Genomic DNA, 16,054 nt, shown 5'->3' with positions numbered 1-16,054 from the left:
TCATGCAAAAAAACATCATCCAGGTAAAGAACCTGCACAAAAAATACGGCGATTTTGAAGCAGTGAAGGGCATCAGTTTCGATGTGAAGGAAGGAGAGATATTCGGTCTGCTGGGACCGAATGGCGCCGGTAAATCCACCACGCTGGAGATCATAGAAACCCTGCGGGAAAAGACCAGCGGGGAAGTATGGGTAGACGGACTGAACCTCGATACTTCACCCAACGAGATCAAGAAACTCATTGGCGTGCAGTTGCAGACTTCGGGTTATTATCCTGGCCTCAAGCTGGTAGAGCTGATCCGTTTGTTTGCCGGTTTGTATAATGAAGTGATCGATCCTTATACTTTGCTCGATACGGTGAACCTGCGCGATAAAGCAGGCGCTAAATTCAAAGAGTTGAGCGGTGGACAGAAACAAAGATTTTCTATTGCTACCACCCTCATCAATAAACCCAGGATCATTTTTCTCGATGAGCCTACCACCGGACTCGATCCGCAAGCGCGGCGCAACCTGTGGGACCTGATCAGCAATATCCGCAAACAGGGCACTACAGTGATCATCACCACACATTATATGGATGAAGCGGAAGTGCTGTGTGATAGAGTAGCCATCATCGACAGCGGAAAGATCATTGCCATGAACACACCCGATAAATTGATCGACGAACTGGTAGCCACCGGATTTGAAAGACCCAAAGAAGTAAAAAAGGCCAACCTGGAAGATGTGTTCATTCATCTTACAGGACATGTTTTACGCGAGCAATAATCACTTTAATATTTTTATATGAGCAACGATCCCCGTTATCCTATTGGTAAATATGAGCCGCAAGCTTTTTCAGCAGCGCAGAAAAAGGCCTGGTTATCGGATATCCAGTTCCTGCCGGAAGAATTGGAAAAAGCCATTCTCAATCTCGATGCAAAACAATTGCAAACACCTTATCGCGATGGGGGATGGACTGTACAACAATTGGTACATCATGTGGCCGACAGCCACCTGAATGCATATACACGTTTCAAACTGGGACTCACCGAAACCAATCCCACCATCAGGCCCTATGAAGAAAAGGAGTGGGCCTTGCTGGCCGATGTAGAAACAATACCTGTGAATGTTTCCATTACTTTATTGCACGCACTGCATCGCCGCTGGCATGCAGCTGTTAAAGATATCACCGATGAACAATGGCAGCGTACGGTAGTGCATCCGGATCACGGAAGACAAATGACATTGTGGTTCCTGCTGGGTATGTATGCCTGGCATGGCAAACACCATACGGCACACATCACCACACTTCGTGAAAACAAAGGTTGGTAATTATATATGACCCGGGAAATGAAGTGGAAGACCTTGTCTTCAAAATATGTTTACCACGACCGTTGGTTCAAAGCGCGTGCCGCCAGTTGTGAATTACCGGATGGCCGCATCATTGAACCTTATTATGTAGTGGAATTGCCCAACTGGGCCAATGTGGTGGTGGTAACCAAAGACGAACGGATGGTGTTTGTACGACAGTACCGCTATGCCGGTGATATGATCACCATCGAATTACCGGGCGGCGTGATAGATAAAAATGAATCGCCCGAAGCAGCTGTAAAAAGGGAAATGATAGAAGAGACAGGCTATACTTCTAATGAGATTGAATTTCTTTACCAGGTATCACCTAACCCAGCTATCAATGACAACACAGCTTATTTCTACCTTGCAAGGAATGCTGAGCCAGGCGGTACGCAAAAATTCGATCCATTCGAAGACATTGAAGTAGTAAGTTTCAGCAAAGAAGAAGTGATACAGCTGTTGCGTGAAGGAAAATTCCAGCACGGCGTGCAGGTGGGCGCTATTTATGATGCGCTGGTGAAATTGAAATGGTTGTAAATTTTATCGTCATCCCGAGCGAGCGAAGCGAGTCGAGGGATCTGCTGAACGCTTAGTGAGATCCCTCGGCTACGCTCGGGATGACGTTATATGTTTCTTACTTCCCCCACCAGAAATACACTTCCACAGACTAATATCATATCCTCTTTCGAAGCATTTTCTATTGCCTTGTGCAGCGCCGCATTGACTTCTTCAAATGCATATCCTTTCAATTGGTGTTTAGCGGCCATTTGCTGCAAGGTTTTTTCATCGAGTGCGCGGGGTATCTGTGCTTTGGTGAAATAGTATGTTGCATAGGCAGGTAATAAAGCCAGCACTTTGTCCACCTCTTTGTCTTTCACCATCCCCATTACAATATGCAATTGCTTGCAGGCAGATAACTCCAGTTGTTCTCTTATTTGTTTGATGCCATCTATGTTATGTCCTACATCCAACACTACCAGCGGATGTAGGTGAATGATTTCCCAACGGCCGTGTAAGCCGGTGAGTTTTTTTACCTGGCGAAGGGCCTGCTGCACCATCTGGTGATCTATGCGCCACCCTTTCTGTTGCAGTTGTGTTACCGCTTCCAGCACGGTGAGCAGGTTTTTGAGCTGGTAGATACCGGGCAAATCGAGATGATACACCTGGTGTTCCTGGTGCCTGTTATCGGCTACTTCAACGGCCAACTGGTGTTGCTCGTATTTCCAGTCGGTTACATAACGGGTAGTTTCTGCAAAAAAAATAGGAGAAGGGGCAATACCATTGTCGCCTGCTGCTTTCCGCTCGAAAACCGGTTTGGTCTCAGGCAACGATTCACCAATCACTACCGGGATATGCGGTTTGATGATGCCTGCTTTTTCACCGGCAATTGCCTCCAGTGTATTGCCCAGCATGTTCATGTGATCCCATCCGATATTGGTGATGATGCTTAATTCAGGTGTGATGATATTGGTGCTGTCGAGCCGGCCTCCCAATCCTACTTCAATAACAGCTACATCTACCTGCTGACTGGCAAAATAATCGAATGCCATGGCTACAGTGATCTCGAAAAAGGAAGGCTCTATTTCTTCTATCAACGGACGGATGCGCTGGGTAAACTGCGTCACAAACGCTTCGCAACACATTTCACCATTTACTTTGATCCGCTCCCTGAAATCTTTCAGGTGAGGTGAGGTATAGAGTCCTGTTTTATATCCTGCTGTTTGCAATATGGCAGCCAGCATGTGACTGGTAGAGCCTTTACCATTGGTGCCTGCAACATGAATGCTTTTGAAACGCCGTTGCGGATTGCCCAGTGCTTCGCATAAACGGATGGTATTGGCGAGGTCTTTTTTATATGCAGCAGCTCCTATGTGACTGAACATAGGCAGCCGGTTGAATAAATAGTCAAGGGTTTCCTGATAGCTCATTGAAAATAAAAATCAAAAGTAAAAATTCAAATTGACTTTTGACTTCTTTCTAACCGCGCAGTTTGAAACTGAATACCAGTGTGCCGGTTTGTTCGTCGGTATTACCGGCGTTGAGTTTGAGCATCCTGGCTTTACGCAAAGCGATGTCGCGGATGTTCTGGTTGGTGGTGGTGGTGCCCCTTACATTCACCGTGGCCTGTGTTACATTGCCGCTGCGGTCAACGGTAATATCCACGGCTACTTTGGCATTCTCATTGAAGTCGTCTTCGAAAGAAGGAAGCCTGGTGATACGACGGCCGTCGAGTCCGCTCCGGATACTCACGCCGCCAGCGCCACCGTGACCGCTGGATGCATTACCGGTATAGCTATCGGAATTGGGATTACCATTGGGATTGCCCTGATCACCATGTCCGCCTGCAATGCCCTGATCACGTACGCCATTGTAACTATCGGCACGGTTACCACTGCTGGTGGTACTGGTTCCACCTTTGAACACTGCTTTGGGTTTTGGAGGAGCGGTAGCGGTATGGGTAGCTGTTGCTGTTGTTCTTTTCAAAGGCGCTTCGGGGCGTATCTCAGCTTTGGGAATGGGTTTGTGTAAAGGCTTATTCACCACAGGCGCATCGGCATCTGCATTTTCATCGGCACTGATATTGGGTTGATTGGAGGGCGCCTGAACAGATTTGGGTGGTGCGCTGTGTTCTTCCTGGGTAGCAGAAGGTTCGCCGGGAATTTGTGGGGCCACAGAGCCGGAACCGGTTTCGCTGTTGCCCAGGTTCACTTCAATACCTTCTCCCAAACTGGGCTGCGGTATCTGCGGCAGTGTCCATTGCAGGAAAAAGAAAAGCAGGAACAGCAAAAAGCAGATAGCCAGGGTAATGGCCGATGCTTTGATGTTCTTTTCCCGCTCGAAACTGATTTCCATCTGATAGGAATTAAGCATACCAAATATACATTGGGTGTTGGAGTAAATCGCCGATGTTGAAAATTACTGCCAGAATGCTGCCGTAATCCACTTTTTGGTATAAAGAAACGTTAAAGACCGTTACCCGTCATCCTGAGCGAACGAAGTGAGTCGAAGGAGCTGCTGAAGACTTCGTGAGGCCCCTCGGCTACGCTCGGGGTGACGATAAAAGCAGATCAGGCATTTCTGAAAAATATGTTATAGCCAAATCGCAACAGGGTAGCTGTAACAATAATCATGAAAAAAATACGGATGAACCTGTTCCCTTTCTTCAGTGCCAGTTTAGCGCCGGCAAAGCCTCCCAGGGCATTGCATATGGCCATGGGAATGGCGATGGGCCAGAGTATGGAACCTTTACCAAGGAAAAGCAGGATAGAACCAAAGTTGGTGGCTAGGTTCAGCATTTTGGCATGGGCGCTGGCCTGCAGGAAGTCAAAACCCAGTATGGAAATAAAAGCGAGTATGAAGAAACTGCCTGCACCAGGACCGATAAAGCCGTCATAAAATCCAATGACAACACTAATAAGCAGACTGTACCACAAAACAGTTTGGGGTGAATGATCGCGGTGGGTATGCTGACCAAAATCTTTTTTGAAATATGTATAAATGGCAACGATGATCAGCACAATAAAAATGACCGGTTTCATATAGCGGTTACTGACCACCGTAAGCAGTTGAGACCCGGCAAATGCGGCGGCAGCAGCAACAGCGCACATGAGCAGCAGCCGTTTCCCATTCATGGCAACACGTTTGAAATACTGCCTTGCCGCTATGGCGGTGCCGCTGAAAGAAGGGATTTTTAATGAGCCGATCACGGTAGCTACCGGATAGGATGGTAATAAAACAAGCGAAGCAGGTGTTTGAATCAGGCCGCCACCGCCCACAATAGCATCTACAAAACCGGCGGCAAAAGCGATGGTACAGAGTAATCCGATCGTAACAATATCCATATAAGTTCAAAATTTCCAGCAATTCCACTGCCTTTTAACAAGTGTATAAAGATAACAGAAACGATTCACCGCATCTAAGCTGTATTTTTGTAATGAACTCATCAAGTACCGGTCATGAAAAGAATCCATGTATTGATTAGCGGGGCATCTTTGCTGTGCTGCTTTTTGCTGATTGCCTGCAGCAGTTCCAGGAATGTTCAACAACAGGAGCCGGCGTCGAAAGGAAGCTGGCAGGCAAATAAGCTAACGATCGATGGTAGTGATAGCGACTGGACGGCGCCACTGCTTTTTGAATACAACAAAAAGGAAAAGTTCCATTACGCCGTTACCAATGATCAAACCAATTTGTATGTGATGCTGCGCAGCAGCGATGAAAACACGCAACAGGAGATATTAAGGGGCGGACTCACCGTTCTTTTTAATACGCATGCCGTTAACGAAGAGCATGGTGCTGCAGGTATTGTTTATCCAACAGGCAATATACCCAAAGGCCCCATGAATGGAAGGCAGGAATACAATAACAATAGACATATTGCACTTAACAATGCACAGGATTATTCTTTGTTCGGGTTCAACACTGTGAAATCTTTGGAGAATTACGATTATGGTAAAGAGAACAAGGAGGGCATCCAGGTAAGTGTAGGGATGAATGCCACGGGCGAGTTGATATATGAAGCAGTGATACCCTTTTCCGCGCTGTTCAATCGGGGCAGTGCCGTGAACCAGGGAGGAAGAAGCCTGTCGGTTGGTTTTGTGATTGATCCCGTACCCGTTGATCCATCTGCCAGGGGCGGAAGGAGGGGACCAGGTATTGGAATTGGTGGTGGTTTTGGATTTGGCAGCTTCGGTAGTGGCGGCGGTTTGGGTATATCCATTGGTACCGGTGGCGGTTTGGGAAGGGGGGGAAGACAAAGAATGCCCGAATCTACCAGGGTATGGCGCGAGATTATATTGGCGAAAGCAGGCTAATTATTACTGATACCGGCGCGTCCGGCCTCCGTTTGCAGCGCCGATTTCCGTTCCCGATTCAAGGCATTGCTGCCAAAACGATAATTCCAGGTAAAGCTGATGAAACGGGAATCGGATTGATTGGATACATCAACAATGGCGCCGGGTATTTCAATATGTCTTTTAAACGACCAACTATGGAACAGGTCTCTTACGGAGATATTGAAAGTACTGTGTTTGTCAAATTGTTTTTGAAGGCCTGCATGTACCTGCCATACTGCTTTAATGATGGCCTGTCCATATAAATTATTACTCCGGTAAACAGCAGCCAGGTCTGCACTCCATCCTTTCCCGAATGTAAACTGCTGGTTGGCGTTGACACGATAGCTGGTTAACTGATTATTCAACAGGTCGTTCCCGGAAAACAGGCTACCCATGTATGTGTTAAGGGTCAACTCCTGGTAAAGGTTTACTGTCCACCATTTTGCCAGTGGTAATGCATTAGTGACATTGATCCCGATGCTGTTCGAACGGTCAATGTTTGCATTGGTAACAACAAGTGCTTTGTCTACCTGTTTGTATGCCGTCAGGAGATAATTGCTGGATCTATTGTATTGTAAGCCTATACTGATGATCCTGGTATGACTGTATGATAATGCTGCTTCATAATTGTACTGCGGTTGCAACAGGCTGTTACCTGTGATATAGGTATAACTGTTGAAAAAGAAAATGGATGGATTATAACTCTGGTAATCCGGTCGCGTAATGCGTTTGCCAAAAGAAAAACGAAGGGCCTGTTGAGATCCGCTGTCTAACTTGTATTGCAGGTACACAGTAGGGAAGAGATCGGTATACTGTATGTCGAGAATGGAAGCATTGACATGTGTATGCTCCATACGGAATCCAACTTTCCATGTAAGTTTTTTATATTGGCCGTTCAAGCTACCATAGATCGCATTGATGTTTTCGTTGAAATGAAAACTGTTGTTCAGGCTATTGGCCGGGTGCAGGCCTGTTGTATCCTGTACCAGGTAGTTGCCATTGCTTTCACGGGATGAGAAACTGCTTTGCAGGCCGGTCTCCAGCGTGAGCAATCCCGCAACAGGTGTTTTGGCATCGAGCATAACACTATAAACATACACTTTAAAAGGGTTGAAGGAGAAAAGGGTATTGTTGTTTTGCCAGTTTCCTCCGCTGGTAAATGTATTGCTGTTCAATACCTGGTTACCCTGGTCGTTCATTGTGAGATAATCCATATTCAAAGACCATTCTTTTAATGGATTGCTGAAATGGTGTAATATCCCGAGGTTGAGTAAATAATGGGTGGTATATGTTCGCAGGTAACTATTGGAATATACAATTGAATCCGGCTGCCGGCCTGTATAAAAACCGGTCGTATAGTGCCCGGTCTCTCTGTAAGGACTCATATAACTTTTACCGGATAGAGACAGGCTGGTGCTTTTATCAAGATCGATATCTATACCTGATTTATAACTATATGCCCAGCGAAAGTTGATTTCTGCATTATGCTGCAGAATATTATAATCCCCTGTGCCGTTTGGAAAATGATAGGCCCTGTCGCGTTCAGCTGTATAATATGTATGCGGCTGGCTATAAGTTGCCATGCCGTATACATTCATGTGTCTGTCCCTGTAATTACAGATAAAACTGCTGTTCGATTTTGGATAAACACCTTGCCCGTAATTCAGGATGAGGTTACCATTGAAACCTCTGTTGCCTGTTTTTTTGGTCCGTATGAGAATAATACCCCCCATACCATTCGCTGCATACCGGGCAGGAGGGTTGGGCATGATCTCTATTTTATCCAGTATCCCGGAAGGCAGTGACTGAAGATAATTCAACAGCTCTTTCCCGGTTAAATAAACGGGTTTATCATCGATGAATACCGAGGCCTGGTCTTTTCCATAGATGCTGATATTGCCATTGTCTTCCACCATGATGCCAGGTGTATTGTTGAGTATATCCACGATATGCAAGCCGGCATTGGAAGGAAGCGCGTTGATATGTACGATTGTCCGGTCAATCTGCTGCTCTGAATACATGCGACGCGTGGCTTTGATGATTACATCCTTCAGTATAACAGTATCCCTGGTCCAACGCCTGCTGGTATCAGTATTGTGCTGGGCAGGGGAAGGAATGATCGTAAATGCCGTCAACCCGAACGAAAGGACTAAATATCGATTGGAAAGAAGATTCATACTGCAATAATAACTAAATATTTAGTTATTTAACTAATAAAATAGTTTAATTGCACTGAATAGCCATAGATATATTCCAGGAGTCAGTATGAATGTGCTATCATCGCTGTACCTGGCCTTATTTGATTCGTATCTGCACCACTCCCATTTCGTCTTTTATATACCATTTCTTTACCCTTTCTTCGGGCGGAGACGAACAAGGGGTAAAGAAGCGTCGAAGCAGGGGTAAAGAAATAGCGAAGAAAGGACGAAGAAAACAAGAGTTAAATACGAATTGTTTTATAAACAGCGAAGCCGTATCGAACAAACAGCGAGGCTGGTGGCTGCCAGCTCCGGCTGAGGTACTTTGCTGGTACACAGAAAGAACAAATATCCATCGAACAATAATCCTTCAAAAGCTATACATAACGTTCGGCGCCGGCGAATTCCCTGTTATAATCGCCTTTGATGCGTTCCATGGGCGGATTAAAATAACCGAATTTCAATTGCGGGAACTCTTCTCTTATCAGGCTCATCAGTTGTTTTACGCCCAGCATTTCACCGGTTTCATGCGCGCCGATCTTTCCCATGTACCAGTCTGGGTCGATATTGAAATTGCGCCACTGGATCATCGACAAGTCGGTATCAATAATGAGCTGCCTTAGGGCTTCATATTCTTCCACACTATCGGTCATACCAGGGAATACGAAATAATTGATGCTGGTCCATCCGCCATAACTGCGCATTACTTTCAGGCTTTCAATGATGTCTTCAAAACGGTAATTATTTGGCCGGTAATAAGGCTCATAAATATGTTTGCGCGCCGAATTGGTGCTCACGCGGATACTGTTCAAACCCGCTTCACATAAGGCTTTCACAGCATCTGGTTTTGAACCGTTGGTGTTGATGTTGATGCTGCCGCGGTCGGTATGTTTGCGTATCTCCAAAATAGATTCGCGGATGGTTTCCCACATGAGTAAGGGCTCGCCTTCGCAACCCTGTCCGAAGCTTACGATAGGAAAGGGGGCTTCTATCAAATGCGGTACGGTGAATTCTACAATTTCCGCTGCGGTTGGTTTGAAGGTGAGGCGGTCTTGCGTGGAAACAATGGTTTCTTCTTCGGGCTGGAAAGAAATACAACCGATACAGTTGGCATTGCAGGCCGGAGAAGTAGGCACGGGGCATTCCCAGCGCGCCATGGAAAAATTCCTGGCAGCGGGACAATGATAGGTCATGCAACAATTCTCCATCAAATGTTTCACCAGCCTGTTGTGTGGATAGGCCTGTAACAAATGCTCGGTACCCGATTGAATCTTTGCATTGTCATAACCGGCACATTCCTGCCGGATGTCCTGCTCAATGCGCACAGCAGGTACATAGGTTTTATGATCGAACCATCCGGCCGCTGTATAACAAAACAGTGGAAGGGTAGGCGCATCAGGTAATGTTTCATAAGCGGCAATAAACAAACCGGTATGTGCCGGTGGAATGAATGCTGCCACAGCCCATCCCTTCTCACACAAACGCATTTCTCCTGTGTTCACATCTATGCCAATACCCCTTCGCCCCGGTAACTCATAGAGGTTGCCACCATCGGGCAATTCTATCCAGTCTTTCGCGGGAATGGGGAATGCATCCCATCCGGCACGGCCCACTGCGTAGAGGGTGGTGTCTTCATAGATATTGCCGTTGCCGTCGGAATAGAGGAGGTATGGTAATTGGGGTAACATTGCTGAAATGAAATGAGCTATGAGTTGTTAGTTGTTAGTTGTTAGTTGTTAGTTGTTAGTTGAGATGCTGTTTGCAAAATTCGTTGAATTCTGCTTCCATTGTATCAGTCACCGGGCTTTCTGTTTCTTTTTGTACCAGTTTATTGTTCTTGAAATCAATGGTAAGCAGGTTGTCTTTCAATACCACATTGTTCATGTCGCTCCATTGATAATGTTTTCTGGGGAAACTGTTGATCACGATCTCATCTTTGTCGAATGCGACTTCCTGCGGAAATTTTGCCTGCTTTTCCAACAGGGCCGCCAGCAGGTAAGCAATGAAAGGAATGAGTCCATGCGGCAACAGGTACCAACCACAGGCTGCCAGTAATAAAGCTATCCGGTAATGAACGGCCTGGCCTTTGTTTTCCCGCATTTTAAGATAAGCAGTATAACCAACCATCAGCAATACAATGATTGAAAGAAAGAGAATGGTTTTGATAGCTGATGCTGTAAAAATGGAAAAGATGAATACGACAACAGCCATGATGAGCATGATGAGGCTGATGCGATCCACGATTTTCTGATTGCGCGATTTGAAGGTAATGATATATTCGTACGTCTTCATGCTATTTCACCATCAGGTTACAAAGACGCCACAACATTTGCGCGCCAACTACACTATCCCAATCGCTTTGTCCCACGCCAATTTCAACCAGGTCGAAACCAATGAGGGTACGGCCGCTTTCTTGTACTTTCCGGAAAAGATACAACACTTCTTCTCCCTCAAAGCCGCCATGCACCGGGGTGCCGGTATTCGGACAAAGCTTGCGGTCAAGTCCGTCTACATCGAAACTGATGTAAACATGTTGGGGTAATTTATCTACGATATCGTCTACGATCTGTTTCCAGGTTTCGCCTTCGTATTGTCTTTCTTTGATGGCCCTGTCTAAATAAGTAACCACCCTGTACTGGCTATTGCAGATGTATTGCCATTCTTCTTCGCAGTAATCGCGGATCCCCACCTGCACCAGTTTGCTGATCTGTGGCAATTCTTCCAGGGCATTGTACATCACAGAAGCATGCGAGTAGGTGAAGTTCTCATAATTCTTTCTCAGGTCGCAATGCGCATCGATTTGCAGGATACCAAAATTGCTGTGCTTTTCGGCCAGCGCTTTTAATATCCCCAATGAAATGCTGTGATCGCCTCCCAGCAAAGCCACAAGTTTTTCGCGGTTGAGCAGGTCGCGCGCTTGTTCGTACACCCATTGATTCAGCGCAACGCCGCCTGCATTGATATCTTTGAGGCTTTTGCACATGAACTTGTTCTTCTCCAGCGGTTCGCCTTTGGAAATATAATCGATATAGAGTTCCGCTTCTTTGCGCAGGTAATCGCTTTTTAGCAAAATGCGTTTATCGGTCTCCCGCATGAAAAAGCCCTGCTTCCATCCATCGGGTACATCGGCATCGAAGAGGTCTACCTGCATGCTCGCTTTGAAAACATGCTCCGCAGCGCGTGAGGTGCCGGCGCCATAACTAACGGTTACTTCCCAGGGCACAGGAATGATCACCAGGCGTGAGTCCTCTTCTGAAAAAGGAAGGCCAAAGATGTTGTTGTTGGGATTACTCACCGAATTGGGATCGAATTGCGATAAGTCGGTCATGATGCTCTTTATTTGCAAACGGCGCGAAGGTAATGCAAAGTTAGCAGTACTGTTTGATTTCTGTCATTTCTTACCGCCCGTACCAATACCCCACTGTGGCTCCTTTTTTTGGATTAATTTCGCGCCAAATATGGCGAAATGAAGAAGACACATATTATTTTATTGGTATTGATAGCAGCGGCCATCGTGGTGCTCATCAGTTATACGGGCGACCTCACTACTTATGAGACCATCGCTTCGGCCAAACAGAAAGAAGGCAAATTTGTGAACCTCATAGCCAAGCTCGATAAACAGCAACCCCTCGAATACGATGCGGTAAAAAATCCCAATTACCTCAGTTTTACTGCCGTAGATACCCTGGGTAATTCCATTAAAGTAGTGTACCACAATAATAAGCCTACCGATATGGAAAAAAGCGACAGGCTAGTGTTGAAAGGAAGGGTACAGGGCGATCATTTTGAATGTAAAGACATTTTGCTGAAATGTCCTTCCAAGTATAAAGACGATCCCAAAGCCACGCAGAACAGATTGCAGGCAGAAAGCAAATAAACCACAGAATCTTCCGCATCGATGAATAATTATATAGGTGAACATTTATTTCCCGGGCAGACTGGACATTTTTTTGCAGTGCTTTCCCTGGTGGCTTCACTGGTAGCTACCATTGCTTATTTCAAAGCCAACCGCACGGCGGGTATTACAGAAAAGCAAAGCTGGATACGGCTGGCCCGCCTTTCCTTCCTCATAGAAACGGTGAGTGTGCTGGCGCTTTTTGTAACATTGTATTACATCATTTCGCATCATCTTTTTGAATACAAATACGCGTATACACACAGCGACAAAAGCCTGCAAACAGAATACCTGCTGAGTTGTTTCTGGGAAGGGCAGGAAGGAAGCTTCATGCTCTGGAGCTTCTGGCATTGTGTGTTGGGATGGATATTGATCTGGCGTTCGAAAGATTGGGAAGCCGGTGTGATGACGGTGATCAGTTTTGCGCAGTTCGCCATTGCCAGTATGCTGATAGGCATTTATTTTTTTGGAACCAAAGTAGGCAGCAATCCGTTCAGCTTATTGCGCAACGAAGGGTTCCTGGATAATGCACCCATTTTCCAGGATGTGGTGAACGGTGGTATCCGTGCCGATTACCTGCAATTTATAAAAGACGGAACAGGGTTGAACACGCTGTTGCAGAATTACTGGATGGTAATTCATCCGCCGGTATTGTTCCTCGGATTCGCTTCTACCATTGTGCCTTTTGCGTATGCCATGGCTGGGTTGATGAACCGCCGGCACGACTGGGTAAAACCTACGATTGCCTGGGCTTGTTTTTCCGGCGCCGTGCTGGGTACCGGTATTATGATGGGCGCTGCATGGGCTTATGAGAGTTTGTCGTTCGGCGGTTATTGGGCATGGGATCCAGTTGAGAATGCTTCGCTGGTGCCCTGGCTGGTATTGATCGCAGGCTTGCATACCAACCTGGTGTACAACCACAGCGGTTATTCGTTGCGGCCCACTTATTTCTTTTACCTGTTTTCTTTTTTGCTGGTATTGTATTCCACTTTCTTAACCCGCAGCGGTATCCTCGGCGATACTTCGGTACATGCGTTTACCGACCTGGGTATGAATACGCAGTTGTTGCTGTTTGTACTGGTGTTCCTGTTGCCGGCCATAGGCCTTTTCATAGCGCGGTATAAAAGTATTCCTGCTATTGCCAAAGAAGAAAATACCTACAGCCGGGAGTTCTGGATGTTCATTGGGTCACTGGTATTGTTCTTGTCGGGCATCGTGATCATTGCCAAAACTTCTGTTCCCGTATTTAATAAAATATTCAGCACCAATATTGCGCCGCCGGAAGACCCTGAATTTGCTTACAACCAGATACAGGTATTCGTGGCCATTGTAATCGGCTTGCTCACTGCAGTTGCGCAATACTTCAAATACAAAGACACACCCAAAGCTTTTTTCGGAAAGAAAATATGGCTGCCTACTGCGATCGCCCTGGTCATCAGTATTGCCATCAGTACGTTTGGTGTGATCGGGTATGATAAAAAAGGACCCGGCTTCCTGGTGGCCATTCACCTGGCCATTTTTGCTGCGGTGTATGCTGTGGTAGCGAATACATCGTATATATGGTTGGGGATGAAAGGCCGGTTAAAAGCGGCCGGCGCTTCTGTGGCACATATTGGTTTTGGAATGGTGCTGGTGGGTATCCTTATATCATCCAGTAAAAAAACAGTGTTGAGCTGGAATACTACGGGTGTTACCCCATTGCGTGCCCAAGAATCCAAATCGAAGAACGACCCGGTGGGCAATCCGGCCGAGAACCTTACTTTGTTCAAAGGAGTGGCTACCGATATGGGTAAGTATATGGTAACTTATACGATGGATACCATGAACCAACGAGACCGCAAACGTTATTTCGAAATAGATTTCAAAGCAAAAAAGGGAGATGAACATTTTAAGCTCTATCCTGATGTGATCAAGAACAACAAGGGAATGGAAGGTCCTTCTGCCAACCCTGCCTCTAAACATTACTGGTATAAAGATATTTTCGTTTACATTACTTCTTACCAGGAAAATAACCTAGCCGATACCACGAGCTTCCACAACCAGCAATTAAAAGTAGGCGATACGCTTTTCTATAGCAATGGGTTGATGATCCTGAACAAAGTGGTGAAAGAAGAGCCGGCATCCATTTTCCTGGATATGACGGTGATTTCAAAAGACGGGCGCCGCTACCCGGCCCGGCCTGGTATTGCGATTGAAGGCCAGGAGATGCGGGCCATTACCGATACTGTGCGCTCGCAGAGTATGGTGCTGAAATTCAACCGCGTAGTAGACCCTGCCGCAGGTAAACTGGAGATAGGCGTTAAAGAAAGCGGCGCCATTACCGACCTGCTTACCCTCAAAGTATATGAATTTCCTATGATCAATATCCTCTGGCTGGGGGTAATGGTGATGGTAGCAGGGTTCGTCATGTCCATCGTACAAAGACAGCAGAAAAGCCTTTTCAGGGTCAAATAATCGATTGTTAAAGCGGGTTACTTTTTTAGCCAGGCAGCATTAATGATAGAATATAGTTCTATTTTTAAAGTCGGTGAATAAACCCATGCGCCATATTGTTTTTTGGCTGGTGCTTTGCTTCTTTCTGGCATCGGTGCAACCCGTCCGTTCGCAAACGAACGGGCGCGGGCCTCTAGATACCATAAAAGTTTATGCCCTGGTTACTCCCACAGGCGATACCATTCCCTATGATTACCTGCCTACCGTAGAAGTGATTGGCAAGCTCACTCGCCAATGGAAAAATTACTGGGCTAACTGGACCCGCTTGCGCAACGCCGTTTATGTTACTTATCCTTATGCCAAAGCGGCTGGCCGCATTATGAATGAGATCAATCTGCGGCTGGCCAATGTAAGCGATAAAAAACAGCGACGGATCATCATCCGTTCCAAAGAAAAAGAATTGAAAAAGCAGTTTACCGATAAACTCACGCAACTCTCCGTATACCAGGGCAAAGTACTCATGAAACTCATCAACCGGGAAACGGGCAATAATTGTTACGAGATCATTGAAGAATACAAAGGATTCATCACCGCGGCTTTCTGGCAAACCGTAGCGGTGGTATTTGGCAGCAACCTGAAGCAAAGTTATGATGCTAAGGGGAATGATGCAGAGATGGAGCGTATCGTGAAAGATGTAGAAAAAATGTATGGTTATTCGAGGGGTTAACCTTTGCTGATGCGTTGAATAAAATCTGTTCTGGGGATCATCCTGGCGCCCAGGCTTTCGAGGTGTTCGGTGTACACCTGGCAGTCGATCAATTGCACACCTTCCTGTTTCAATAGTTTCACATATTGAATGAATGCAAACTTGCTGGCATTGCTGTGCTTGCTGAACATGCTTTCGCCAAAAAAACAATGTCCCATGCGAATGCCGTATAATCCGCCTACTAATTTTCCTTCATGCCAGGCTTCTGCGCAATGCGCCACACCCATGCGGTGCAGTTCGTTGAATGAAACTTCCAATTCATCGGTGATCCAGGTGCCATCCTGTCCTTTTCTTGCGAGTAGTTTGCAGTTGCGGATCACATCGGCGAAAGCGGTATTGGTTCTGAATTGAAAGACCTGTTTTTTTTCAATGGCTTTCATGCTCTTGCTTTCCTTCAGTTCATCGGGGAAAAGTACAAAGCGCGGATCGGGGCTCCACCACAGGGGAATATCTCCATCGTACCAGGGGAAAATACCGCTTTTATAGGCCAGCAATAAGCGGTCAATACCCATATCGCCACCCATGGCCAACAGACCATCTTCCAGTGCATCCTGCACCGGAGGAAACCAGAGCTGGTCGTTCAATGCGTAGAGCGACAT

General features: G+C 46.3%; 15 protein-coding genes. 7 read left to right on the top strand and 8 right to left on the bottom strand.

The annotated features are described in order from the left end of the window. Positions 1–2: 2 nt before the first annotated feature. From BLU98_RS00610 to BLU98_RS00600, 3 genes are read left to right on the top strand one after another with little or no spacing between them, the layout of a single operon-like run. Positions 3–764 (top strand): ABC transporter ATP-binding protein, encoded by a 762-nt coding sequence (locus BLU98_RS00610; protein WP_092721318.1) that lies wholly within the window; start codon positions 3–5, stop codon positions 762–764. An 18-nt stretch (positions 765–782) separates the two neighbouring features. After that, positions 783–1,310, top strand: coding sequence for a YfiT family bacillithiol transferase (locus BLU98_RS00605; protein ID WP_026769861.1), 528 nt, complete (start codon positions 783–785; stop codon positions 1,308–1,310). Positions 1,311–1,328: 18 nt separating this feature from the next. Then, positions 1,329–1,868 carry an NUDIX hydrolase gene (locus BLU98_RS00600; RefSeq protein ID WP_257574610.1) on the top strand — a complete coding sequence of 180 codons (540 nt, stop codon included), beginning with the start codon at positions 1,329–1,331 and terminating at the stop codon, positions 1,866–1,868. 86 nt (positions 1,869–1,954) lie between these two features. Here the strand turns inward: BLU98_RS00600 and BLU98_RS00595 are convergent, their stop codons facing one another. The 3 genes from BLU98_RS00595 to BLU98_RS00585 form a co-directional block, all read right to left on the bottom strand. Further along, positions 1,955–3,259, bottom strand: coding sequence for a bifunctional folylpolyglutamate synthase/dihydrofolate synthase (locus BLU98_RS00595; RefSeq protein WP_092721316.1), 1,305 nt, complete (start codon positions 3,257–3,259; stop codon positions 1,955–1,957). 49 nt (positions 3,260–3,308) lie between these two features. Continuing rightward, a complete protein-coding gene (locus tag BLU98_RS00590) occupies positions 3,309–4,184 on the bottom strand; it encodes a hypothetical protein (RefSeq protein ID WP_092721315.1) in 876 nt (291 codons plus the stop codon). Positions 4,185–4,399: 215 nt separating this feature from the next. After that, entirely contained in the window at positions 4,400–5,173 is a 774-nt protein-coding gene (locus tag BLU98_RS00585; protein WP_092721314.1) for a sulfite exporter TauE/SafE family protein, read from the bottom strand. A gap of 114 nt (positions 5,174–5,287) precedes the next feature. Here BLU98_RS00585 and BLU98_RS00580 point away from each other — a divergent pair, with 114 nt between their 5' ends. After that, entirely contained in the window at positions 5,288–6,142 is an 855-nt protein-coding gene (locus BLU98_RS00580) for a hypothetical protein (RefSeq protein ID WP_092721313.1), read from the top strand. On the opposite strand, the gene BLU98_RS00575 is transcribed toward BLU98_RS00580, so the two are convergent. The 4 genes from BLU98_RS00575 to BLU98_RS00560 form a co-directional block, all read right to left on the bottom strand. Then, complete coding sequence (locus tag BLU98_RS00575; RefSeq protein ID WP_092721312.1) at positions 6,139–8,340, bottom strand: outer membrane beta-barrel family protein; 2,202 nt, start codon at positions 8,338–8,340, stop codon at positions 6,139–6,141. The two genes, BLU98_RS00580 and BLU98_RS00575, sit on opposite strands and share 4 nt — an antisense overlap. A gap of 398 nt (positions 8,341–8,738) precedes the next feature. After that, entirely contained in the window at positions 8,739–10,049 is a 1,311-nt protein-coding gene (locus BLU98_RS00570) for a radical SAM family protein (protein ID WP_092721311.1), read from the bottom strand. 55 nt (positions 10,050–10,104) lie between these two features. Further along, complete coding sequence (locus BLU98_RS00565) at positions 10,105–10,653, bottom strand: hypothetical protein (protein ID WP_092721310.1); 549 nt, start codon at positions 10,651–10,653, stop codon at positions 10,105–10,107. A gap of 1 nt (position 10,654) precedes the next feature. After that, complete coding sequence (locus BLU98_RS00560; RefSeq protein ID WP_257574609.1) at positions 10,655–11,689, bottom strand: agmatinase family protein; 1,035 nt, start codon at positions 11,687–11,689, stop codon at positions 10,655–10,657. A 138-nt stretch (positions 11,690–11,827) separates the two neighbouring features. Here BLU98_RS00560 and BLU98_RS00555 point away from each other — a divergent pair, with 138 nt between their 5' ends. From BLU98_RS00555 to BLU98_RS00545, 3 genes are all read left to right on the top strand, one after another. Continuing rightward, positions 11,828–12,238, top strand: a complete 411-nt coding sequence (locus BLU98_RS00555) for a cytochrome c maturation protein CcmE domain-containing protein (RefSeq protein WP_026769870.1) — start codon at positions 11,828–11,830, stop codon at positions 12,236–12,238. A gap of 21 nt (positions 12,239–12,259) precedes the next feature. Further along, positions 12,260–14,710, top strand: coding sequence for a cytochrome c biogenesis protein CcsA (gene ccsA, locus BLU98_RS00550; protein ID WP_092721308.1), 2,451 nt, complete (start codon positions 12,260–12,262; stop codon positions 14,708–14,710). 85 nt (positions 14,711–14,795) lie between these two features. Further along, positions 14,796–15,416, top strand: coding sequence for a DUF4294 domain-containing protein (locus tag BLU98_RS00545; RefSeq protein WP_092721307.1), 621 nt, complete (start codon positions 14,796–14,798; stop codon positions 15,414–15,416). On the opposite strand, the gene aat is transcribed toward BLU98_RS00545, so the two are convergent. Beyond that, positions 15,413–16,054 (bottom strand): leucyl/phenylalanyl-tRNA--protein transferase, encoded by a 642-nt coding sequence (aat, locus tag BLU98_RS00540; protein WP_092721306.1) that lies wholly within the window; start codon positions 16,052–16,054, stop codon positions 15,413–15,415. The two genes, BLU98_RS00545 and aat, sit on opposite strands and share 4 nt — an antisense overlap.

Source organism: Hydrobacter penzbergensis, assembly GCF_900106985.1.
In the GTDB taxonomy this organism is placed as follows: Bacteria; Bacteroidota; Bacteroidia; order Chitinophagales; family Chitinophagaceae; genus Sediminibacterium; species Sediminibacterium magnilacihabitans.
The sequence above is the reverse complement of the archived record's forward strand: the minus strand, read 5'-3'. Positions and strand labels throughout refer to the sequence as shown.

Bases quoted from the DNA above. Each gene is read 5' to 3' on its own strand.
- BLU98_RS00610 (WP_092721318.1), top strand. From the start codon at position 3: ATGCAAAAAAACATCATCCAGGTAAAGAACCTGCACAAAAAATACGGC.
- BLU98_RS00605 (WP_026769861.1), top strand. From the start codon at position 783: ATGAGCAACGATCCCCGTTATCCTATTGGTAAATATGAGCCGCAAGCT.
- BLU98_RS00600 (WP_257574610.1), top strand. From the start codon at position 1,329: ATGAAGTGGAAGACCTTGTCTTCAAAATATGTTTACCACGACCGTTGG.
- BLU98_RS00595 (WP_092721316.1), bottom strand. From the start codon at position 3,259: ATGAGCTATCAGGAAACCCTTGACTATTTATTCAACCGGCTGCCTATG.
- BLU98_RS00590 (WP_092721315.1), bottom strand. From the start codon at position 4,184: ATGGAAATCAGTTTCGAGCGGGAAAAGAACATCAAAGCATCGGCCATT.
- BLU98_RS00585 (WP_092721314.1), bottom strand. From the start codon at position 5,173: ATGGATATTGTTACGATCGGATTACTCTGTACCATCGCTTTTGCCGCC.
- BLU98_RS00580 (WP_092721313.1), top strand. From the start codon at position 5,288: ATGAAAAGAATCCATGTATTGATTAGCGGGGCATCTTTGCTGTGCTGC.
- BLU98_RS00575 (WP_092721312.1), bottom strand. From the start codon at position 8,340: ATGAATCTTCTTTCCAATCGATATTTAGTCCTTTCGTTCGGGTTGACG.
- BLU98_RS00570 (WP_092721311.1), bottom strand. From the start codon at position 10,049: ATGTTACCCCAATTACCATACCTCCTCTATTCCGACGGCAACGGCAAT.
- BLU98_RS00565 (WP_092721310.1), bottom strand. From the start codon at position 10,653: ATGAAGACGTACGAATATATCATTACCTTCAAATCGCGCAATCAGAAA.
- BLU98_RS00560 (WP_257574609.1), bottom strand. From the start codon at position 11,689: ATGACCGACTTATCGCAATTCGATCCCAATTCGGTGAGTAATCCCAAC.
- BLU98_RS00555 (WP_026769870.1), top strand. From the start codon at position 11,828: ATGAAGAAGACACATATTATTTTATTGGTATTGATAGCAGCGGCCATC.
- ccsA (WP_092721308.1), top strand. From the start codon at position 12,260: ATGAATAATTATATAGGTGAACATTTATTTCCCGGGCAGACTGGACAT.
- BLU98_RS00545 (WP_092721307.1), top strand. From the start codon at position 14,796: ATGCGCCATATTGTTTTTTGGCTGGTGCTTTGCTTCTTTCTGGCATCG.
- aat (WP_092721306.1), bottom strand. From the start codon at position 16,054: ATGTCGCTCTACGCATTGAACGACCAGCTCTGGTTTCCTCCGGTGCAG.